The following is a 20,646-nucleotide window of genomic DNA, read 5'->3' on the forward strand; positions in this document are numbered from 1 at the left end:
TGTTCGAACTGTTCGGCGGTCGCGAAGATTTCCAGGTGCTGGAGTCCGTGGCGGGGTTTGCGGATGAAGGCGCCCTGGAGCTGGCGCAGGAGTTCCTCGGAGGGCTCGGCGCCGTCCTGGTCCAGCGCGTCAATCCAGGACCGGGCCATCCGGGAGAGGAAGTCCGGGTCGTTCTCGGCCGCGCTGCGGGTCAGGGCGTGCTCCATCCGCGCCGCGGCCTCGGCGTCGCAGGCGTGCCGGACCCGGTCCAGGGCCAGGGTGATGATGGTCGCGGCCCTGGACGCGACCTCGCCGACGGCGACGGCGGCACCGAGTTCCCCATGGACCGCTGGCAAGGGTTCCCCGGCGAATCCCTGCCGCGGCAACAGGCTCCCGCCGAGGGCGAGGCGGCGGCGGGCCTCGGCGGGACTGATCCTCAGCCGCGCCCGGAGGAACTCTGCAGTGTTCCGGTACCCGTCATCCACCACCGCTGCCCCTGAATCCGCCACGGAACCCGCCGTTTCGGCGGCACCGGTGTTCGCGGCTTCGGCTTCGGCTGCGGCGCTGGCTACGGTGCCGGAAGCATGGTTCGACGTGGCGGGGGTCCCGTAGCTGGTGTCATCGCGCCAGCCGGTGGTCCACGCCGTGTGCGCTTTCGGGGCGGCGGCCGTGGCTTGTTTCCGGGTCCGGTCCACGGCACCGGCCGCCACCAGCTGCAGATACTCCACAACCCGCGAGAACTCCTCCACCGTCCCCGCAAGATCCGCCGCGGCCTGGAACCCCAGCAACGCCGAATCCTCGACCGCCGTCGAACTTGCCTCCCGCAGCAAGGCCAGCGCAATTTTCAGGCCGTCCGTGCTGACCAGAGAATCCGCGCAGTGCAATCCCTCAACGCGGCCCGCGCCGGACTGCCCGGCCGGATTCGTTCCCCGGCCCGGATCCTCGACGGTGATGAAATCCCTGGCGGCTTTCATGGAACTATTCCATCAGGCAGCACCGACAATTTACGCCACCCCCGGGAACCCGCCCCGGAAGGACCGGACTTCTACCAGCGGCATAGGACCGTTCGCACCGGAGCGCCCGGCCGGAGTCGTTCTCCGGCCCGGATCCTCGACGGTGATGAAATCCTTGGCGGCTTTCATGGAACCATTCCATCAGGCAGCACCGACATTTTTCGCGACCAGAGGAACCCGCCCCGATTCCAGCCAGCTTCCTCACCAAACCGGCATCGTTTCGTCATCGAAGCCTCTGAGGGCACCAAAGCCGGGTTCGCAAGCCGGGGGAGAGGGCACAGATGCGGGCGGTCCCCACGGTCGTCGGGCAGATCGGTTGCCGCCCCGACCGGCACCACTCGTGGCTATGCCGTCCGACTCGCCCCCGCCACGAGGCTTCCGCCACGCGACCCGCCCGCGCCACGCGACCCGCCCTGCCGCCCCGCCACCTGCACCCACCCGGGACACCGGTCACCCCCGCCCAGGCCGATTCACCGGACCCGTCCCGGCCCAGTCCCGGAGTGCAACTAAACTGGACTGGATCCCGCCGCCGCCCACCGTAAGGACAGATTGCACATGGCCATTTTGAATATCCGCATCATCGGGGATCCTGTGCTGCGCACAGTTGCCGATCCCGTGACGGAATTCGGGCCTGAGCTGGCGAAGCTTGTTGCCGACATGACCGAAACCATGGAGGACGTCGATGGGGCAGGCCTGGCCGCACCGCAGGTCGGCGTCAGCCAGCGCGTTTTCACCTACCGCATTCACGGCGTCGAGGGACACATCATCAACCCGGTGCTGGAAAACAGCGAGGACTTCCAGCCCGACGAGGTCGAAGGTTGCCTTTCGATCCCCGGGCTGGGCTTCCCGGTCCGCCGGCACCGGCACACCCGCGTCACCGGCGTAGACCTGCACGGCAACCCCGTCACTGTGGAGGGCGAGGGCATGCTGGCACGTGCCTTCCAGCACGAAACCGACCACCTCGACGGCATCCTCTTCACCGACCGGCTGGAAGGCGAGGACAGGAAGACCGCACTGCGCGCCATCCGGAACGCCAACTACGACTCCATCACTGAGCAGACGACGGCGAAGCGCGCCAAAACGGTCGGCACCAGCTTTGGTTCCGGCACTGCAGGTTCGGGAAGCTTCGGCTCCTTCGGAAACGCCCAGTGAGGGTTCTCTTCGCAGGCACGCCGGCTGTGGCAGTGCCGTCTCTGGACGCGCTCGTCGCAGCAGGGTTCGACGTCATCGCCGTCCTTACGCGCCCGGACGCGCCGCTGGGACGCAAGCGTGTGCTGACGCCGTCGCCCGTTGCCGCCCGGGCCGGGGAACTGGGCATCAACATCATCCGCGCCGCCAAAGTCGACGCCGGGGTGACTGAGCAGATTGCGGCCGCCGCCCCGGACGTCGCCGCCATCGTGGCCTACGGCGGGCTCATTCCCCGGCCGGCCCTGGACCTTCCCCGCCATGGCTGGATCAACCTGCACTTCTCCCTGCTGCCGGCCTGGCGCGGCGCTGCCCCCGTGCAGCGGTCGCTGATCGCCGGCGACGACGTCACCGGTGCCGTCACCTTCCTGCTGGAGGAGGGGCTGGACACCGGCCCCGTGTTCGGTACCCTGACCGAAGCCGTGCAGCCCGACGACACCGCCGGCGCGCTGCTGGACCGGCTGTCGCACAGCGGCGCCGTGCTGCTGACCCAAACGCTGTCCGCCGTCGACGCCGGCCGGGCCACCGCCGTGCCGCAGCAGGGCGAGGTCAGCCTGGCCCCCAAACTCACCCTCGAGGACGGCCGCCTCGACTGGAAGCAGCCCGCTTTGGCGATCGGACGGCGGGCGCGTGGAGTTACTCCCGAGCCCGGCGCCTGGACCACCCTCGACGGCCAGCGGATCAAGCTGGAACCGGTAGTGCTGCGGCCCGGGGGACCGGCCCTGAAGCCCGGGCAGCTCGCCGTGGACGGCAAGAGCGTGCTCGTGGGAACCGGCTCCCACCCGGTGGAACTCACCCGGGTCCAGCCTTCGGGCAAGAAGATGATGACCGCCGCTGATTGGGCGCGCGGACAGGCAACACTTGAAAGCGTGGTATTCGAATGAGCGAGTCCGGGAGCGGCAGCGGCCGCGGCAACGGCCCCCAGCGCGGGGGATCAGGCGGCCAGCGCGGCTCCGGCCAAGGCGGCCAAGGCGGTAGGGGCCGGGACGGCAGCATGCGGAACGCGCAGGGCCGCGAACGGAACCGCGGTCCGCAGCGCGGCTTTACCGAGAACGCGCCGTCCCAGCGTACCCGCCGGGCCGATCCCGCCCGGCTGGTGGCCTTCGAAGTGCTCCGCGCCGTCGCCTCCGAGGACGCCTACGCCAACCTCGTGCTGCCCGCCCGGATCCGGCACCACAACCTGGACAAGCGCGACGCCGGCTTCGCCACGGAACTGAGCTACGGCGCACTGCGCGGCCAGGGCACCTACGACGCGATCCTGGCCCGCTGCGTGGACCGGCCGCTGGACCAGCTGGACCCGGCAATCCTCGACGCGCTCCGGATCGGCGCCCACCAGCTGCTGGCAATGCGCGTCCCCGCGCACGCCGCGCTGGACCAGACCGTTGGCCTGGCCCGTGCCGTCATTGGCGCCGGCCCGTCCGCCCTCATCAACGCCGTGCTGCGCAAAGTTTCAGCCCGAACCCTCGAGGAGTGGCTGGACCTGCTGCTCAGCGACGAGACGGACGAAACGAAAAAGGCCGCCATCCGGTACGCCCACCCGGAGTGGATTGTCCGGGCGCTCCGGCAGTCCCTCGTGGCCCACGGGCGTCCCGTCAGCGAAATCAGTGACCTCCTCGAGGCGGACAACGCCGCGCCGGTGGTCAACCTCGTGGCACTCCCCGGACTCGGCAGTCTGGACGAGGCCCTTGAAGGCGGAGCCACACCCGGTGAACTCGTCGAAGGGTCGGCGCTCTCCAGCGGCGGCGACCTCGGCCGGCTCGCATCGGTCCGCGAAGGCACCACCCGCGTCCAGGACGTCGGCTCGCAGCTGGTCGCCCGTGCCATGGCCGCCGTCGATCTCGGTGGCAGCACCAGCAGCACCAGCAGCACCAACGGGCCCGACGGCGATGGCAGCCCCGCGCCTGAAAAGGCCGAACGCTGGCTGGACATGTGCGCCGGCCCCGGCGGCAAGGCGGCCCTGCTCGGCGCCCTCGCCCGGGAGCAGGGCGCCACGCTGCTGGCCAACGAACCGGCACCGCACCGCGCCAAACTGGTCCGGCAGGCCCTCGCCGCCGTGCCGCACGAGGTCTGGCACGTTCGGACCGGCGACGGCCGCGAGGTCGGTACGGAAATGCCGGAGAGCTTCGACCGCGTGCTTGTCGACGCGCCGTGCACCGGTCTCGGCGCCCTCCGTCGCCGCCCGGAATCGCGCTGGCGCCGAACCCCCAAGGACCTGACGGACCTCGGCCCGCTGCAGCGCGAGCTGCTCAAGTCCGCGCTGGCAGCCGTGAAGCCCGGAGGCGTCGTGGCCTACGTGACGTGCTCGCCGCATCCGGCGGAGACGACCGCCGTCGTCAGCGACGTGCTGCGCAAACGCGACGATCTTGAACTGCTCGACGCCGGCGCGGTGCTGGACAGCGTCAGCCTGACGGGCCACCTCGACGCCGGACACGAGCTCACTGCCCAGCTCTGGCCGCATGTGCACCGGACGGATGCCATGTTCCTGGCGCTCATCCACAAAAAGGCCTGACCACAGGGAATACTGGGGGCACTGGAAACCCGCGCCTTCAACAGGACACCTCAGCAGAACGACAAGGATTTTCACATGGCCAAGTGCTGTATCAACCCGAGCATTCTCTCCGCCGACTTCGCCAACCTCGAAGCCGAACTGCGAAGAATCAGCAACGCCGATGCGGTCCACGTGGACGTCATGGACAACCACTTCGTGCCGAACCTCTCGCTGGGGTTGCCGGTCGTTGCCCGCCTGCAGGAAATCAGCCCCGTGCCGCTGGATGCGCACCTCATGATCGAGCATGCGGATCGCTGGGCTCCGGCCTATGCGGACGCCGGTGTCGCCTCCGTGACGTTCCATGCCGAGGCCTCGATTGCCCCCATCAAGCTCGCCCGCGACCTGCGGGCCCGCGGGGCCAAGGCGGGCCTGGCGCTCCGGCCGGGCAGCGGTGTGGAGCCTTTCCTGGACATGCTCGGCGAGATCGACATGCTGCTGATCATGACGGTGGAGCCGGGCTTTGGCGGCCAGGAATTCCTGGACCTCACGCTGCCCAAGATCCGCCGTGCCCGCGCGGCCATTGATGCGTCCGGCCTGGATGTGTCACTGCAGGTCGACGGCGGCATCACAGCGGACAACATCTGGCGCGCTGCGGACGCCGGTGCCAACGTCTTCGTGGCCGGTTCCGCCATCTACGGTGCCGAGGACCCGGCCGAGGCGATCGAGCGCCTCCGCGCCGCCGGCCAGCGCTAACTGAAAATGACGCACGCCGTAACATCGCGCCCGCGGGAATAGCCAAACCTGCCGGGCGGTTGTGCCAGAATAGCAAGACACATACGTGCTCCGGGGTCGGTGTAAGTCCGAACCGGCGGTTATAGTCCGCGACCCGCGAGCCGGCGCTTCCTTTGGGAGGAATGCCGGCAGACGGTTGAACCGGTGGAATTCCGGTACCGACAGTTAAAGTCTGGATGAGAGAAGCACGTACAGCTGTTACTGCGGAGCCCTGTGGCGCCGCGGAAGTTCGCTGTCGTATACCCCCGGAGCCATCGCGGCTTTTGAGGGAAGGAACGACACACACATGTACTCTCTGCGATGGCTCTTCACCACCACTCCGGTCCTCGAAGGCCCGGTGGCAGGTTGATGAGCGTCAAGCACTCTCCACACGAAACGACGGACGACGCCGCGGCCCTGGCTGCTGCGGATCTCACCGCTGCGGGTTTCAGCGCAGCCGAGGCCGCCGCCATGGATGCCGCCCTCGCAGCGGCCCTGCAAGGGCCGCGGGGCGCGAACCCGCTGGTTGGCGCCGTCGTGATCGCCCCCGACGGAACGCACCTGGTTACCGGCTACCACCGCGGGGCCGGCAGCGCCCATGCTGAAGCCGACGCGATTGACCAGGCGAAAGCCGCCGGCCACGACCTCAGGGGCACCACCATGGTGGTCACCCTTGAGCCCTGCAACCACTGCGGGCGCACGGGGCCCTGCGCCCAGGCGATCATCGAGGCCGGCGTCGCGGACGTCGTCTACGCGATCGACGATCCGCACGACCCCGCGGCGGGCGGCGCGGCCACATTGCGTGCCGCGGGAGTGCGCGTCCGCTCCGGGCTCGGCGCCGAAGCCGCCCTGGAACTGAACCGGCGCTGGTTCGATGCCGTCGCCGGCCGACGGCCGTTCGTCACCCTGCATATCGCGCAGACCCTCGACAGCCGGATCGCCGCCAGCGACGGCACCAGCCAGTGGATCTCCAGCCCGGAATCGCTCGCCGACAACCACGCCCTGCGCGGGCGGATCGACGCGATCCTGGTCGGGACGCAGACGGTTCTGGTCGACAACCCGCGCCTCACCGCCCGAAACACCGACGGCGCACCTGCCGGCCGGCAGCCGCTGCGTGTGGTGATGGGCTACCGCGGGATCCCCGAGGGCGCGGCGATCAACGGCGACGACGGCAAGGTCCTCCATCTGCCCACCCGCGACCCGCGGGAAGCGTTGGACGAGCTCTTCACCGCCGGCGTCCGGCACCTCATGGTCGAAGGCGGCTCCCGGATCCTCAGCGCCTTCCTCGCCGCCGGACTCGTCGACGAGCTCATCGTCTACCTCGCCCCGACCCTCCTTGGCTCCGGAACCCCGGCGCTGGAGGACCTCGGCATCACCACCCTGGCCGACTCCCAGCGCTGGGAATGGGATGCGGCGTCGGGCGGTGCGGTCCAGCAGCTCGGCCGCGACCTCCGGCTGCATTTGCACCCCGCCCTGACAAACACTTCATCCGCTTCAACCCAGCTCCGCGCCAGCGCGGACACCGCCGCAGGAGGCAACTGATGTTTACCGGAATAATCGCCGAGCAGGGAAAGGTGTTGTCCGTTGAGCGCAACGGCGACATCAGCGCCACCGTCCGGCTCCACGCGCCGGGCAGCACCGACGGGCTGGCCCTTGGCGGCTCCATCGCGGTCAACGGCGTCTGCCTCACGGCCACGGAGATCGACGGCAAGGACTTCAGCGTCGACGTCATGGGCGAGACCCTCATCCGCAGCACCATCGGCGAACTCGCCGCGGGGGACCCGGTCAACCTGGAGCGTTGTGTTCCGGCCGGCGGGCGGCTCGACGGCCACGTCGTCCAGGGCCACGTCGACGGCGTCGGCCAGCTGCTTGAGCGCGAGGCGCTGGGCAACTGGGACCGGCTCCGCTTCGGCGTTCCCGCAGGGCTTGCACGCTACATCGCTGAGAAGGGCTCCATCGCGGTCGACGGCGTTTCCCTGACGGTCACCGCCGTGAGCCCGGCCAATGACCAGGCGCCGTGGTTCGAAGTGGGGCTGATCCCCACCACGCTGGCCGACACCGGCCTGGGCGCGAAAGCAATTGGCGGCCAGGTAAACCTCGAAGTGGACGTCCTGGCGAAGTACACTGAGCGCCTGCTCGCGTTTTCCGGGACAGCAGCCGGCGCGGCAGCCGGGGGAGCACCAGTACGCGCAGAGGGGGCGACAGCGTGAACAACGTCAAGGACATCCCAGCCCGGCCTCTCCTCACTGACGCCGCCGACGCCGCACTTCCAGCGGAACTTGCCCCCGCAGTCATCCCGCCGGCAGGCCTCGACCTGATCGAAGACGCCATCAGCGCGATCGCCGCCGGACGCCCCGTCCTGGTGGTCGACAACGAGGACCGCGAAAACGAAGGCGACATCATCTTCGCCGCGCAGCACGCCACCCCGGCCCTGATGGGCTGGACCATCCGGTACAGCTCCGGGGTCATCTGCGTACCGCTCGACGGCGGCCGCGCCGACACCCTCGCGCTGCCGCCGATGGTCGAAATCAACGAGGACGCCAAGGGCACCGCCTACACGGTGTCCTGCGACGCCGCGGTGGGCGTCAGCACCGGAATCTCCGCCACGGACCGGGCCCTGACAGCCCGGATCCTGGCCGATCCCGGGAGCGAGCCGGCGGCCCTGACCCGTCCCGGGCATGTTTTCCCCCTTCGCGCCGTTAAGGGGGGAGTGCGGGAACGCCCCGGCCACACCGAAGCGGCCGTGGAACTGTGCCAGCTGGCCGGACTCGAGCCCGTTGGTGTGATCGCAGAAGTAGTACACGACAACGGAGAGATGATGCGGCTGGACGGGCTTCGCGGCTTCGCGCGGGAACACGGCTGCCCGCTGATCTCGATAGCCGACCTGGTTGCTTATCTTGAGGCCCGGCAGCCCGCCGGACACGCAGCGGATCCCGCGTGATGGAGGAAACAATGACGACGTCTGAAGCACAAGAACAGATGGCGGCCGAACGCCAGCCGCATCCGGTCAGCGCCGGCCCGATCGTGCAGTTGCCCACCGCCTTCGGCGACTTCGTGGCGCAGGCCTGGACAGATCTCGCCACCGGCGCCGAGCACCTGGCGGTCAGCTCTCCGCTGCCGCCTGTGGGCGGGACGGCCCCGTTGGTCCGCCTGCACTCGGAGTGCCTCACCGGAGATGTATTCGGTTCCTACCGCTGCGACTGCGGTGAGCAGCTGGCTTACGCCCTCGAGCTGATCAACGAGTTCGGCGGGACGCTGCTGTACCTGCGCGGCCAGGAGGGCCGCGGGATCGGCCTGGCGAACAAGATGAAGGCCTACGCCCTGCAGGAGGCCGGCTTCGACACGGTGGAGGCCAACGAACAGCTGGGCCTTCCCGTGGATGCCCGCTGCTACAAGGCCGCGGCCCAGATCCTCGCGGACATGGGACTTTCCGAGATCCGCCTGCTGAGCAACAACCCGGACAAGCAGGACCGGCTGGCCCAGGCCGGCGTCCGCGTCGTGGAAATGGTGCCCACCGAGGTGCCGTCCCGCGAACAGAACCTCCGGTACCTGCAGACCAAAAAGGACCGGATGGACCACCGGCTGGTCCTGGACATGGAACCGGCCACCCCGGTCGCCGGTCCGCGCGGATTCGACCACGAACAAGACTGAAAGACTTTCAGCCTGCCCGGACGGGCACGCTGACATTGCCAACACGACTTAACAGCACACGACTGAGCAGAACAAGGATTCCCAGATGAGCGGACACGGCGCACCACAGATTGACCTCAGCACCTTCCAGCCGGAGGAAACCTCCCGGCTGAAACTGGCCATCGTGGCCGCCAGCTGGCACACCCAGATCATGGACGGGCTCCTGGACGGCGCCCTGCGCGCGGCCAAGGACGCCGGCATCAGCGAACCTACGGTGCTCCGCGTCCCCGGGACATTCGAGCTCCCCGTTGCCGCCGCCCGGCTGGCGCCGCACTTCGACGCCGTCGTGGCGCTCGGCGTCGTGATCCGCGGCGGAACCCCGCACTTCGAGTATGTCTGCGAGGCGGCCACACTGGGCCTGACCGAGGTCTCCGTGCGCACCGGCATCCCCGTCGGCTTCGGCGTGCTGACCTGTGACACGGAACAGCAGGGCATCGACCGCGCCGGCCTGCCGGGTTCCACCGAAGACAAGGGCCACGAGGCCGTCACCGCAGCCCTCGCCACCGCGGTGACGCTCAAGCAGTACAGCTAACCCAAGGGGTACGGCCGGGCCCCGAAGAGGGCCCGGCCGTGCCCTTCGCTGTGTCATCACTCACATCCCCGCCGTCATGCAAGCCCCCGGCAGGCGCCCTCCGCCCGCGAGCAAGTAGGCTGGAGGGTGTGAAGAATTTCGAATCGCTGTTCGCAGAACTGAGTGAGAAGGCAGCCGTCCGCCCGGAGGGCTCCCGCACCGTCGCCGAACTGGATTCCGGAGTCCACGGCATCGGCAAGAAAGTCGTGGAGGAAGCAGCCGAGGTCTGGATGGCTGCCGAATACGAATCCGATGAAGCCGCCGCTGAAGAAATCTCGCAGCTGCTCTATCACCTGCAGGTTCTGATGCTCGCCAAAGGACTCAGCCTGGAAGACGTCTACAAGCATCTCTAGCCACGTCCCCGCCGGAACCCCCGCAGGCCCTGCCCTGCGAATCCGGTGCATAACGTGGCCCGCTGTGCCTGAACCGACTGCTTCCTAACCAGAAAGACCTCCCCAATGCTGAGAGTTGCCGTCCCGAACAAGGGATCCCTGTCCGAAGCCGCTTCCGCCATGCTCGCCGAGGCCGGCTACCGCCAGCGCCGCGATACCCGCGAGCTGGTCATGGTGGACCCGGACAACGACATTGAATTCTTCTTCCTCCGCCCCCGCGACATCGCCGTCTACGTCGGCCAGGGCACGCTCGACGTCGGCATCACCGGCCGCGACCTGCTCCTCGACGCCGAGGTTGAAGCCGAAGAGCTGCTCCCGTTGGGCTTCGCGGCCTCCACCTTCCGCTTCGCCGGGCCGGTGGGCGACTTCACCACGGTCGAGGAGCTCGAGGGCAAGCGACTCGCCACCAGCTACGACGGACTGCTGCGCGGCTACCTCGCCGATCGCGGCATCAAGGCCAAAGTGGTCCGCCTCGACGGCGCCGTGGAATCCTCGGTCCGCCTCGGCGTCGCGGACGCGATCGCCGACGTCGTCGAAACCGGCAACACGCTCAAGGCGGCCGGTATGGAGATCTTCGGCCAGCCCATCCTGAACTCCGAGGCCGTCCTGATCGGCCGCAAGGGCGAGCAGAACCCGGCCGCCGAGGTCCTGATCCGCCGTCTGCAGGGCGTCCTCGTGGCGCGGCAGTACGTCATGATGGACTACGACATCCGCAAGGAGCTCGTGGAAGCAGCCGCAGCCCTCACGCCCGGCCTGGAATCGCCCACGGTATCCCCGCTGCGCGACTCGGATTGGGTTGCCGTCCGGTCAATGGTGCCCAAGCGGCAGACCAACCGGATCATGGACGAGCTGTACGACCTCGGCGCCCGCGCCATCCTGGTCAGCACCATCCACGCCTGCCGCATCTGACCCGGCGCGCGTAAACCTTCCGCAAGCGAATACCAGGAGAAGTCATGGCTGTAGCCGTCCGCGTTATCCCGTGCCTGGACGTTGATGCCGGCCGCGTGGTCAAGGGCATCAATTTCGAAGGTCTCCGCGACGCCGGAGATCCCGTCGAGCTGGCGCATCGCTATGACAACGGCGGCGCCGACGAGCTGACCTTCCTGGACGTCACGGCCTCCTCGGGCAACCGGGAAACCACGTTCGACGTCGTCCGGCGCACCGCCGAGGAAGTCTTCATCCCGCTGACCGTCGGTGGCGGCGTCCGCGGCGTGGCCGAGGTGGACCGGCTCCTGCGCTGCGGCGCGGACAAGGCGGCAATCAACACCGCCGCCGTCGCACGTCCCGACGTAATCGATGAGATCACACGGCACTTCGGTTCCCAGGTCCTGGTGCTGTCCCTCGATGCGCGCCGCACGCGTCCGGGTTCGCAGCCCACCCCCTCCGGCTTCGAGGTCACCACCCACGGCGGCCGCCAGGGCACGGGGATCGACGCCATCGCCTGGGCCCGTGAGGCGGCCGACCGCGGAGTGGGTGAAATCCTGCTCAACTCGATCGACGCCGACGGCACCAAGGACGGCTTCGACCTGGAACTGATCCGGCTCGCGCGGGCCGGGGTCAAGGTTCCGCTCATTGCCTCCGGCGGTGCCGGCAAGCCGGAGCACTTCCCGCCGGCCGTGGCTGCAGGGGCTGACGCGGTGCTCGCCGCGTCGGTGTTCCACTTCGGCCCGCTGGACATGATCGCCCAGGTCAAGGCCGCGATCCGCGAAGCAGGCTTCGAGGTCCGCTGATCGGTAGTCTGGCAACATGCCCATTCAGACACGCGGCGCGACGCGCTCACCTGTAGTCGCTGCCGGCGTCGTCCTTCTGGGCATGCTCGTTCTTTGGATGGCGCAGCCGGTCCTGCCCGGTTGGGGATGTGCGGTCAGTCTTCAGGCCATGTGCGCTCCGCATTTGCTGCCGGTTCGTGCATCGCTGATCAGCGCAGGCATCCTCTTCGCACTGCTCGCGACTGTCGTCGTCGGGGTGTTGCTTCGGCCCCGAGCAAACGGCCTGCTGGGCGGTATGTACCGACGTGTCGTCTTCGCCGTGCCGGTCATCCTGGTTCTGACAGTTGCCGCCCACTACGTGATACCGCAGCCCTGATTCGAGGAGCTTAGAGTCCGACTTCGGCGGACTGCAGGAGCGCGACGGCGTCCGGCTGGCCTTCGAAGGTCACCAGCGCGTGGCGGGTGCGGCCGTGGGCGTGCATCAGGAGTTCGCCCGGCTCGCCGACGATCGCGACGGACACGGGAGCGCGCTTGGCGACGTGCCGGGGTCCGGAGGGGCGCACCAGCACGATCCCGAGGTCCACGCCACGGTAGAGGATGGCTGCCCGTTTGACCAGTTCATCCCAGAGGGCGTCGGAATATTCCTCGTCGAGGGCACGGGGCGCCCAGCGGTCCACGGCCCGGCGGACGTCCTCGGTGTGGACGAAGTATTCGATCAGGTTGGCGCTCTCGTCAAGGGCCTTGATCTTCATGGGGGAGAACGCAGACGGGCCGGCACGGAAGGAATTGACCAGCTTGTTGTAGTCCTCCGGCGTCTTAAGCTTGGCTGCCAGATCGGCCGTGGCCTGGTCCGACGCCTTGGACAGGCGCTTGATCAGCAGGCCAAGTCCGACGGCGGCTTTCCGCTCGCGCAGGTACAGGTGGGCGGCAAGGTCCCTTGTGAGCCAGCCCTTACAGAGCGTGGGGGAGTCAGGACCGGCCGCCAGTAAGGTTTCGGCCAGAACTTCTCGGGACGGATCGACGAAATGCATCACTTGTGAAACTAGCACGAGACGACGGCGCGTGTGCACCTGAACCGCCGTCATTCGGCGCCGGGAAGGCGATTCATGCCGTGGTGACGCCGATGTTAAGCAGGGCGCCGGGGATCTGGGCGGCGCCCCTCCGCGAGGCACTAGACTTGAGACGATGTCTGAGCAGCCCGCCCCCGCCCGTATTGACGGAACACCTACTGACGGAACCCGTATCGACGGAACCCGCCTCGATGGAAACGCCGCCAGTGGAAACGCTGTTGATGGAACCGTCCCCGGACCCATAACGCACGCGCCCGCAAGCCCGCTCCCCGCGGGCCTGGCTGAAGCCCTGAAGCGGGACAGCGCAGGCCTGGTCGCCGCAATCGTGCAGCAGTACGACACGAACGAGGTGCTCATGCTGGGCTGGATGGACGACGAGGCCCTGCACCGCACCATGACCAGCGGGCGGGTGACGTTCTACTCCCGCTCCCGGCAGGAGTACTGGCGCAAGGGGGACACGTCCGGCCACGTGCAGTGGGTCAAGTCCCTGGCGATGGACTGCGACGGCGACGCGCTGCTGGTCCGCGTGGACCAGGTCGGCGCGGCCTGCCACACCGGAACCCGCACCTGCTTCGACGGCCGGGACCTCGACGTCGTCGTCAGCTGAACTGCCGGCTGAACCAGCACGCACAGCATTTGAGGCTTCGGGACCGAAGCTTCCGGAACCATTGAAAGAACAGGCGGAAACCACAGCCATGCAGGACCTTGGAATCATCAGCCCGGGCCTGGAGGAGTTCCGTGAACTCGCAGGCCACAGCCGTGTCATCCCAGTCCGGCTGAAGGTGCTCGCTGACGCCGAAACCCCGATTGGGCTGTACCGCAAGCTCGCCCAGGGACAGCCCGGCACGTTCCTGATGGAATCCGCGGCCGTCGGCGGCTCCTGGTCCCGGTACTCCTTCATCGGCGCGCGGTCCCGGGCCACACTGACCACCAAGGACGGCCAGGCGCACTGGCTCGGCGAACCGCCGGTCGGCGTGCCGTTGGGCGGCAGCCCGGTGGACGCGATCCGCGACACCGTCGAGGCCCTCCGCACCGACCGCTTCGACGATCTGCCGCCCTTCACCTCCGGCCTGGTCGGATTCCTCGGCTGGGAAACCGTCCGGCACTGGGAGAAGCTCACCAGTCCGCCCGAGGACGACCTGGACCTGCCCGAAATGGCGCTGAACCTCGTCACCGACATGGCAGTGCACGACAACATGGACGGCACCGTGCTGCTGATCGCCAACGCGATCAACTTCGACAACAGCTCCGACCGCGTCGACGAGGCCTGGCACGACGCCGTCGCGCGCGTCAAAGCACTGCTGGCCCAGATCAGCACGCCCGTGAAGCAGCCGGTCTCCGTGCTGGACCCGGCGGCTTTGGACTTCGCCTCCAGCGTGCAGGAACGCTGGGACGAGACGGACTATCTCGCCGCCCTGGACCGCAGCAAGGAAGCGATCGTCGACGGCGAAGTCTTCCAGGTGGTCATCTCGCGCCGCTTCGAAATGGAATGCGGCGCGGACCCGCTGGACGTGTACCGGGTGCTCCGGAACACGAACCCCAGCCCCTACATGTACATCTTCAGTCTGGAGGACGCCGCCGGCCGGCAGTACTCGATCGTCGGTTCCTCCCCGGAGGCGCTCGTGGCCGTGACGGGCGAGGAGGTCATCACCCATCCCATCGCCGGGTCCCGGCCGCGCGGCAAAACCGTCGAGGCGGACAAGGCCCTGGCCGAGGAACTCCTCGCCGACGAGAAGGAACGCGCCGAACACCTGATGCTGGTGGATCTCTCCCGCAACGACCTCTCCAAGGTCTGTGTGGCCGGCTCCGTCGACGTCACCCAGTTCATGGAAGTCGAGCGCTTCAGCCACATCATGCACCTCGTCTCCACAGTCGTCGGCAAACTGGCGCCCGCCGCCAAGGCCTACGACGTGCTGAAGGCGACCTTCCCCGCCGGAACGCTGTCCGGCGCGCCCAAGCCCCGCGCCCTCCGCCTGCTCGACGAGCTGGAGCCGCACCGCCGCGGAATCTACGGCGGTGTGGTGGGCTACCTCGATTTCGCCGGGGACATGGACATGGCCATCGCCATCCGCTCGGCCCTGCTGCGGGAAGGGCGCGCCTACGTCCAGGCCGGCGGCGGCATCGTGGCCGACTCCGTCAACGCCACCGAGGCACTGGAAACCGTCAACAAGGCCGCCGCCCCGATGCGGGCCGTCCACACGGCCCAGTCATTGCGCAACATTACGGCCGAGTCCATTTCCGATGCCGGGACGCAGTCATGAGCGGCGCCACGGTCAAGAGCACCAGCCTCGCCGTTCCCCGCTGGGCCCGGAAATCCACCCTCGTCCTGGCCATTGCCGCCCTGGCGCTGGCCGTCTTCGGCACCACAACGCAGACCTGGCTGGTTGTCCACCTGGACCCGGCCCAGCTCGGCCAGGCCGTCAACAGCCAGGACGGCCTGCAGGTCCAGGGCAGCAAGGCGGCCACCACGGTGACGGCCCTGGCGCTGGTGGCCCTCGCCGGCGGGCTGGCCGCGTCGATTGCCGGCCGCATCGCCCGCTGGGTCATCACGGCGCTCATCCTGCTGGCCGCCGCCGGCATCGTCAGCGCCGCCGCGGTGGTGATTGCGGACCCGCTTGCCGCTGCCCAGGGCTCGATCGCCGCCGCCACCGGCATCACGGGCAGCGACGTAAAAGTGGACGTCACCGTCTTCCCGGCCCTCGCCGTCGTCGCCGGGGCCCTGCTGGGGCTCAGCGCGCTGCTGATCATCCCGGCGGGCCGCTACTGGAAGTCACGCACGAAATATGACACCGCAGCAGCAGGTACGCAGGCCGGCGGTTCCGCGGCGCCCGCCGGGCCGGCGGACGAGATCGACAGCTGGGACCGGTTGTCCCGCGGTGACGATCCCACCTGAGCCGATGCCGGGCGCGGCCAGTACCCGGCAAATAAGACCGGCAATAAATGGCAGAATGTAAGCAGTATTCACCCTGAGGAGATTTCAATGAGCAACGCACCTGTTTCCGCCCCCAAGCCCGCTGCCGGAACCGGCTACTCCTACGACGACATCGATCACAGCGAACCGACCGGCCACGGCAACAGCCCGGCAGCCTGGACCACCGTGTTCGTTATGCTCGCCGGCGCGCTCGTCATGTCCATCGCCTTCGTCATCGCCAACACCACGATCTTCATCGTGGGCGGCGTTGTGATGCTGGTCGGCCTGATCATCGGCTTCGTCATGCGCAAGGCCGGCTACGGTGTGGGCGGCAGCAAGCTGAAGAATTCCGGCCACTAGGCGTGACTGTTCTCGATGACATCAACGCCGGTGTCAGGGAGGATATGGAGGCACGTCAGCGCCTCGTCACTCTCGCGGAACTGAAGGAGCGGGCCGCCGCGGCCACGCCGGCCCGCGACGCCTGGACCGCCTTGGGCGGCCCTTCGGACACGCGCGGGCAGCTGAAGGTCATCGCCGAAATCAAGCGCCGCAGCCCCTCCAAGGGCGATCTCGCGAGCATCGCGGACCCGGCCTCCCTCGCTGTGCAGTATGCCGACGGCGGCGCAGCTGCCATCAGCGTCCTGACCGAACAGCGCCGCTTCAACGGCTCCCTCGCCGATCTCGACGCCGTCCGGGCAGCCGTGGACATCCCGCTGCTGCGCAAGGACTTCATGATCGACGAGTACCAGATCTGGGAAGCCCGGGCACACGGGGCCGACCTGATCCTGCTGATCGTGGCGTCCCTGTCCGACACGCAACTGCGCGAGTACAGCGCCCTCAGCCGCGAGCTCGGCATGAACGTGCTCGTCGAGACACACACCGCCGAGGAAATCGAGCGGGCCGTTGCCGCGGAAGCGCGGATCATCGGCGTCAACGTGCGCAACCTGAAGACGCTCGACGTCGACCGTTCCCTCTTCGCCGAACTCGCCGGAGGCATCCCCGCCGGCGCGCTCGTCATCGCGGAGTCGGGCGTGCGCGGCGTCGACGACGTCCGGCACTACGCCGCGAACGGCGCCAACGCGGTCCTCGTCGGCGAAGCACTCGTCAGCGACGCGACCCCGCGGGAGCGGATCGCGGAATTCATGTCCGCCGGAGCCGAAGAAATCGCCGCACGTTCCTGACCCGCGCTCCGGCCGGGCAACGCCCGGGCCGGACGCCGGCAGCGCCTCCGTGTGGCACCAAAGATCTAGTTAGCAGTGGAACAGGATGGTGAGACTGATGGTCGATGCGCCAGCAGCCGGCTCAGACGAAAGCGCCGTGGACGCGTTCCTGCAGGGTGGAGAATCCCTGCGGCACGCCCCCGGGCCCTACTTCGGCTCCTACGGCGGCCGATGGATGCCCGAGTCACTCATCGCGGCCCTGGATGAGCTCGAGGACACCTTCGAGAAGGCCAAGGCCGATCCCGATTTCACCGCGCAGATCGCGGAACTGAACAAGAACTACTCCGGCCGGCCCTCGCTGCTGACCGAGGCCAAGCGCTTCGCCGAGCACGCCGGCGGCGTGCGGATCTTCCTCAAGCGGGAGGACCTCAACCACACCGGATCACACAAGATCAACAACGTGCTGGGCCAGGCGCTCCTCGCCAAGCGCATGGGCAAGACCCGGGTCATCGCCGAAACCGGCGCCGGCCAGCACGGCGTCGCCAGCGCCACCGCCGCCGCCCTCATGGGCCTGGAATGCGTCGTCTACATGGGCGCCGAAGACTGCCGCCGGCAGGCCCTCAACGTGGCCCGGATGGAGCTCCTCGGAGCCACCGTCATCCCGGTGACCAACGGTTCGCAGACCCTCAAGGACGCCATCAACGAGGCGCTCCGCGACTGGGTGGCCAACGTGGACAACACCCACTACCTGCTGGGCACCGCCGCCGGGGCGCACCCGTTCCCGGCCATGGTCCGCTACTTCCACGAGGTCATCGGCGAGGAAGCCCGCGCCCAGATCCTGGAGCAGACCGGTCGCCTGCCCGACGCCGTCTGCGCCTGCATCGGCGGCGGCTCCAACGCGATCGGCATCTTCCACGGCTTCCTGGACGATCCCTCGGTCCGGATCTACGGTTTCGAGGCCGGCGGCGACGGCGTCGAGACCGGCCGCCACGCCGCCACCATCACGCTCGGCAAGCCCGGTGTGCTGCACGGCGCCCGCTCCTACCTCATGCAGGACGACGACGGCCAGACCATCGAATCGCACTCCATCTCGGCGGGCCTGGACTACCCCGGCGTCGGCCCGGAGCACTCCTACCTCGCGGACATCGGACGCGTCAGCTACGAGCCCATCACTGACAGCGAGGCCATGGACGCATTCCGGCTGCTGTGCCGCACCGAGGGCATCATCCCGGCCATCGAATCCGCCCACGCCCTGGCTGGCGCCATCAAGGTCGGCCAGCGGCTCGCCGCCGAAGGCTCCGGCGAGGCCACAGACAAGATCGTGATCGTGAACCTCTCCGGCCGCGGCGACAAGGACGTGGCCACCGCCGCGGAATGGTTCGACCTGCTGGACAAGGATTCACCCGAGCACGAAATCGCCAAAGAGGGGGAACAGCTGTGAACCACGTCGAACCGAGCACCGGCCAGGACACACAGGGCGCCAGCAAATCGGCAGCGGCCATCGACCGGGCCAAGGCCCAGGGCCGCGCGGCCCTGATCGGCTACCTGCCCGCGGGCTACCCCACCGTCGAGGACACCATCGCGGCCGGCATCGCCCTCGCGGAGAACGGCGCCGACCTGATCGAGATCGGCATCCCGTACTCCGATCCCGTCATGGACGGCCACGTCATCCAGGCCGCCACCACCGAGGCCCTCGCCAAGGGCTTCCACGTCAAGCAGGTCTTCGACGTCGTCCGCGGCATCACCAGCAAGACCGACGCCGCCGTGCTGGTCATGACCTACTGGAACCCCGTGGTCCGGATGGGCGTGGACGAATTTTCGCGCCGGCTGGCCGATGCCGGGGGAGCCGGGCTCATCACCCCCGACCTCATTCCCGACGAAGCCTCCGAATGGATGGCGGCCTCGGACAAGTACGGCCTGGATCGGGTGTTCCTCGTGGCGCCGTCGTCCTCGCCGGAGCGCATGAAACGCACCGTTGAGGCGAGCCGCGGCTTCGTCTACGCCGTCTCGATCATGGGCGTCACCGGCGCCCGCACCTCGGTCAGCACCGCGGCCAAGGATGTTGTTGCCGCCGCGCACGCCGCCGGCGCCGAGCGGGTGTGTGTCGGCCTCGGCGTGTCCAACGCCGACCAGGTCCGTGAGATCGCCGCCTACGCGGACGGCGTGATTGTCGGCACCGCCCTCGTCGTGGCCATCGGCGACGGCGGCGTGGATGCGGTAGCGTCCTTGACGAAAGACCTCAGCACCGGCCTTACCAAGGAAGAAGCCTAAGCACATGCAGTCAGTCCTCCACGCGGCAGCGATGATTCCCGCGAGCATTCCGAGCCCGGACTGGTCCGGATTCGACATCCCGCTGCCGTGGGGGTCACTGCGCATCCACGCCTACGCCCTGTGCATCCTGTTCGGCATCATCGCCGGACTGTGGCTCACGTCGGTCCGCTGGGCCAAGCGCGGGGCCCCGGAGGGAAGCGTCTGGGACATCGCCATCTGGGCCATCCCCTTCGGCATCATCGGCGGCCGGCTCTACCACGTCGTGTCCTCCCCGGACGCGTACTTCGGCCCCGGCTTCGACGGCACCGGCGACCTGTCCCTGATCCCGCAGATCCAGCGCGGCGGACTGGGTATCTGGGGCGCCGTGCTGCTGGGCGCCGTGGGCGCCTGGATCGGCTGCCGCAGGGCGGGCGTCAAGCTCAGCGCCTTCCTCGACGCCGCGGCGCCCGGACTGCTGCTGGCCCAGGCGATCGGCCGCTGGGGCAACTACTTCAACCAGGAACTCTTCGGCGGCCCCACCACCCTGCCCTGGGGCCTGCAGATCGACGCCGACAACCCGAACTTCCCGCCCGGCATGGCCGCGGACACGCTCTTCCACCCGACGTTCCTCTACGAATCCCTCTGGAACCTGGCCGGCGTCGGCATCCTGCTGCTGCTGGACCGCAAGTTCCGCTTCCGCCGCGGCCGCCTGTTCTGCCTCTATGCGGTCTACTACACGCTGGGTCGGGTCTGGATCGAAGCGATGCGGATCGACGACGCCGAGCAGATCAACCTCTTCGGCATCACCACCCGGCTGAACGTGTGGACCAGCATCTTTGTCCTGCTGGGCGCGCTGGCCGCATTCATCATCCTCGGCCTGCGCAAGCGGACCGAGCCCGACACCGTCTACCTCCCGGGCCGCGAACCGTCCGAGGTTGAGCCTGCCGCCGACGCCGACGCCGACGCCGACGCAGCTGCCGCCGCGCATGCTGACCAAGAACGGGATGCCGACGACGTCGGAGGGCCGGCGGCCGCCGTCGACGGGAACGCATCAACGGATACAGATGACGAGGCCGAGGGTGCCCGCGCTGAGGCCGGGAACGATGCGGCAGTCAAGCAGCCGGCCACCGTTCCGGCCGCTGTTTCTGCCCACAGCGGCGCTGTCCAGCATTCGGATTCTGCTGTCTCAGATAGTGAATCGCGTGATAATCTCCCTGATAACCAAAGCGGTCCCGGCCGCGCTTCCGCCCCAGCTGAAGCGTCAAAGGAATCCACTGGCGGCACCAAGCCCGCCACGGGAGCACCGGCGGCCGGAACCACCGGCCACCAGGGCACCGGAACCGCGCCGGAAGCTGAGGGCACCAAGTAGCTCAGCCCCGGCAAACCGGGCCGCGGAGTCACCCCTCGCAGAGCCCGTTTCCACAGCGTCGTGGCAGTAGGGAAGGCAGTGGACAGCA

The 20,646-nt window shown here is 68.5% G+C and carries 23 protein-coding genes and 1 riboswitch; of the genes, 21 read left to right on the top strand and 2 right to left on the bottom strand.

Annotation, left to right across the window (positions count from 1 at the left end; genetic code table 11):
- Positions 1-953, bottom strand: a 953-nt coding sequence (locus AC1DF4_RS16125) for a DUF222 domain-containing protein (protein WP_476913828.1), incomplete at its 3' end; no start/stop codon positions are given.
- Positions 954-1,547: 594 nt separating this feature from the next.
- Between AC1DF4_RS16125 and def the strand changes: the two genes are divergently transcribed.
- The 13 genes from def (at position 1,548) to AC1DF4_RS16190 (ending at position 12,174) form a co-directional block, all read left to right on the top strand.
- Entirely contained in the window at positions 1,548-2,144 is a 597-nt protein-coding gene (gene def, locus AC1DF4_RS16130) for a peptide deformylase (RefSeq protein ID WP_476913829.1), read from the top strand.
- Positions 2,141-3,061 (top strand): methionyl-tRNA formyltransferase, encoded by a 921-nt coding sequence (gene fmt, locus AC1DF4_RS16135; RefSeq protein WP_476913830.1) that lies wholly within the window; start codon positions 2,141-2,143, stop codon positions 3,059-3,061. The genes def and fmt overlap by 4 nt, the downstream gene beginning before the upstream one ends.
- Positions 3,058-4,686 carry an RsmB/NOP family class I SAM-dependent RNA methyltransferase gene (locus AC1DF4_RS16140; protein ID WP_476913831.1) on the top strand — a complete coding sequence of 543 codons (1,629 nt, stop codon included), beginning with the start codon at positions 3,058-3,060 and terminating at the stop codon, positions 4,684-4,686. The genes fmt and AC1DF4_RS16140 overlap by 4 nt, the downstream gene beginning before the upstream one ends.
- Positions 4,687-4,761: 75 nt before the next feature.
- Positions 4,762-5,418, top strand: a complete 657-nt coding sequence (gene rpe / locus AC1DF4_RS16145) for a ribulose-phosphate 3-epimerase (RefSeq protein ID WP_476913832.1) — start codon at positions 4,762-4,764, stop codon at positions 5,416-5,418.
- Between the two features lie 81 nt (positions 5,419-5,499).
- Positions 5,500-5,650, top strand: a riboswitch (FMN riboswitch).
- A 257-nt stretch (positions 5,651-5,907) separates the two neighbouring features.
- Positions 5,908-6,978: a bifunctional diaminohydroxyphosphoribosylaminopyrimidine deaminase/5-amino-6-(5-phosphoribosylamino)uracil reductase RibD gene (gene ribD, locus AC1DF4_RS16150; protein ID WP_476913897.1), complete on the top strand. Its 1,071-nt coding sequence runs from the start codon at positions 5,908-5,910 to the stop codon at positions 6,976-6,978.
- Positions 6,978-7,646, top strand: a complete 669-nt coding sequence (locus AC1DF4_RS16155) for a riboflavin synthase (protein ID WP_476913833.1) — start codon at positions 6,978-6,980, stop codon at positions 7,644-7,646. The genes ribD and AC1DF4_RS16155 overlap by 1 nt, the downstream gene beginning before the upstream one ends.
- An 83-nt stretch (positions 7,647-7,729) precedes the next feature.
- Positions 7,730-8,377, top strand: a complete 648-nt coding sequence (gene ribB, locus AC1DF4_RS16160; protein WP_476913898.1) for a 3,4-dihydroxy-2-butanone-4-phosphate synthase — start codon at positions 7,730-7,732, stop codon at positions 8,375-8,377.
- 11 nt (positions 8,378-8,388) lie between these two features.
- Entirely contained in the window at positions 8,389-9,087 is a 699-nt protein-coding gene (gene ribA, locus AC1DF4_RS16165) for a GTP cyclohydrolase II (RefSeq protein ID WP_476913834.1), read from the top strand.
- An 85-nt stretch (positions 9,088-9,172) separates the two neighbouring features.
- Complete coding sequence (gene ribH / locus AC1DF4_RS16170) at positions 9,173-9,658, top strand: 6,7-dimethyl-8-ribityllumazine synthase (protein WP_441407019.1); 486 nt, start codon at positions 9,173-9,175, stop codon at positions 9,656-9,658.
- Between the two features lie 128 nt (positions 9,659-9,786).
- Positions 9,787-10,050: a phosphoribosyl-ATP diphosphatase gene (locus AC1DF4_RS16175; protein ID WP_024367461.1), complete on the top strand. Its 264-nt coding sequence runs from the start codon at positions 9,787-9,789 to the stop codon at positions 10,048-10,050.
- Between the two features lie 105 nt (positions 10,051-10,155).
- Positions 10,156-10,998: an ATP phosphoribosyltransferase gene (hisG, locus tag AC1DF4_RS16180; RefSeq protein WP_476913835.1), complete on the top strand. Its 843-nt coding sequence runs from the start codon at positions 10,156-10,158 to the stop codon at positions 10,996-10,998.
- A 44-nt stretch (positions 10,999-11,042) separates the two neighbouring features.
- Positions 11,043-11,819, top strand: a complete 777-nt coding sequence (gene hisF, locus AC1DF4_RS16185) for an imidazole glycerol phosphate synthase subunit HisF (RefSeq protein WP_441407017.1) — start codon at positions 11,043-11,045, stop codon at positions 11,817-11,819.
- Between the two features lie 16 nt (positions 11,820-11,835).
- On the top strand, positions 11,836-12,174 hold the full coding sequence (locus AC1DF4_RS16190; RefSeq protein ID WP_476913836.1) for a hypothetical protein: 339 nt from the start codon (positions 11,836-11,838) through the stop codon (positions 12,172-12,174).
- A 10-nt stretch (positions 12,175-12,184) separates the two neighbouring features.
- On the opposite strand, the gene AC1DF4_RS16195 is transcribed toward AC1DF4_RS16190, so the two are convergent.
- On the bottom strand, positions 12,185-12,829 hold the full coding sequence (locus AC1DF4_RS16195; protein ID WP_476864488.1) for a TIGR03085 family metal-binding protein: 645 nt from the start codon (positions 12,827-12,829) through the stop codon (positions 12,185-12,187).
- Positions 12,830-12,983: 154 nt separating this feature from the next.
- Between AC1DF4_RS16195 and hisI the strand changes: the two genes are divergently transcribed.
- The 8 genes from hisI to lgt all read left to right on the top strand — a co-directional run bounded on the left by hisI (position 12,984) and on the right by lgt (position 20,558).
- Complete coding sequence (hisI, locus tag AC1DF4_RS16200; protein WP_476913837.1) at positions 12,984-13,475, top strand: phosphoribosyl-AMP cyclohydrolase; 492 nt, start codon at positions 12,984-12,986, stop codon at positions 13,473-13,475.
- Positions 13,476-13,563: 88 nt separating this feature from the next.
- Entirely contained in the window at positions 13,564-15,129 is a 1,566-nt protein-coding gene (locus AC1DF4_RS16205) for an anthranilate synthase component I (RefSeq protein ID WP_476913838.1), read from the top strand.
- Complete coding sequence (locus tag AC1DF4_RS16210) at positions 15,126-15,761, top strand: Trp biosynthesis-associated membrane protein (protein ID WP_476913839.1); 636 nt, start codon at positions 15,126-15,128, stop codon at positions 15,759-15,761. The genes AC1DF4_RS16205 and AC1DF4_RS16210 overlap by 4 nt, the downstream gene beginning before the upstream one ends.
- An 87-nt stretch (positions 15,762-15,848) precedes the next feature.
- Positions 15,849-16,139, top strand: coding sequence for an HGxxPAAW family protein (locus tag AC1DF4_RS16215; protein ID WP_476913840.1), 291 nt, complete (start codon positions 15,849-15,851; stop codon positions 16,137-16,139).
- 2 nt (positions 16,140-16,141) lie between these two features.
- The gene (gene trpC / locus AC1DF4_RS16220) at positions 16,142-16,960 is read left to right on the top strand and encodes an indole-3-glycerol phosphate synthase TrpC (protein ID WP_476913841.1); all 819 of its coding nucleotides are present in this window, start codon (positions 16,142-16,144) and stop codon (positions 16,958-16,960) included.
- Between the two features lie 97 nt (positions 16,961-17,057).
- The gene (gene trpB, locus AC1DF4_RS16225) at positions 17,058-18,380 is read left to right on the top strand and encodes a tryptophan synthase subunit beta (protein WP_476913842.1); all 1,323 of its coding nucleotides are present in this window, start codon (positions 17,058-17,060) and stop codon (positions 18,378-18,380) included.
- A complete protein-coding gene (trpA, locus tag AC1DF4_RS16230) occupies positions 18,377-19,210 on the top strand; it encodes a tryptophan synthase subunit alpha (protein WP_476913843.1) in 834 nt (277 codons plus the stop codon). The genes trpB and trpA overlap by 4 nt, the downstream gene beginning before the upstream one ends.
- A 4-nt stretch (positions 19,211-19,214) precedes the next feature.
- Positions 19,215-20,558, top strand: coding sequence for a prolipoprotein diacylglyceryl transferase (gene lgt, locus AC1DF4_RS16235; protein ID WP_476913844.1), 1,344 nt, complete (start codon positions 19,215-19,217; stop codon positions 20,556-20,558).
- Positions 20,559-20,646 lie beyond the last annotated feature (88 nt).

The organism is Arthrobacter sp. 05N429, assembly GCF_056397045.1.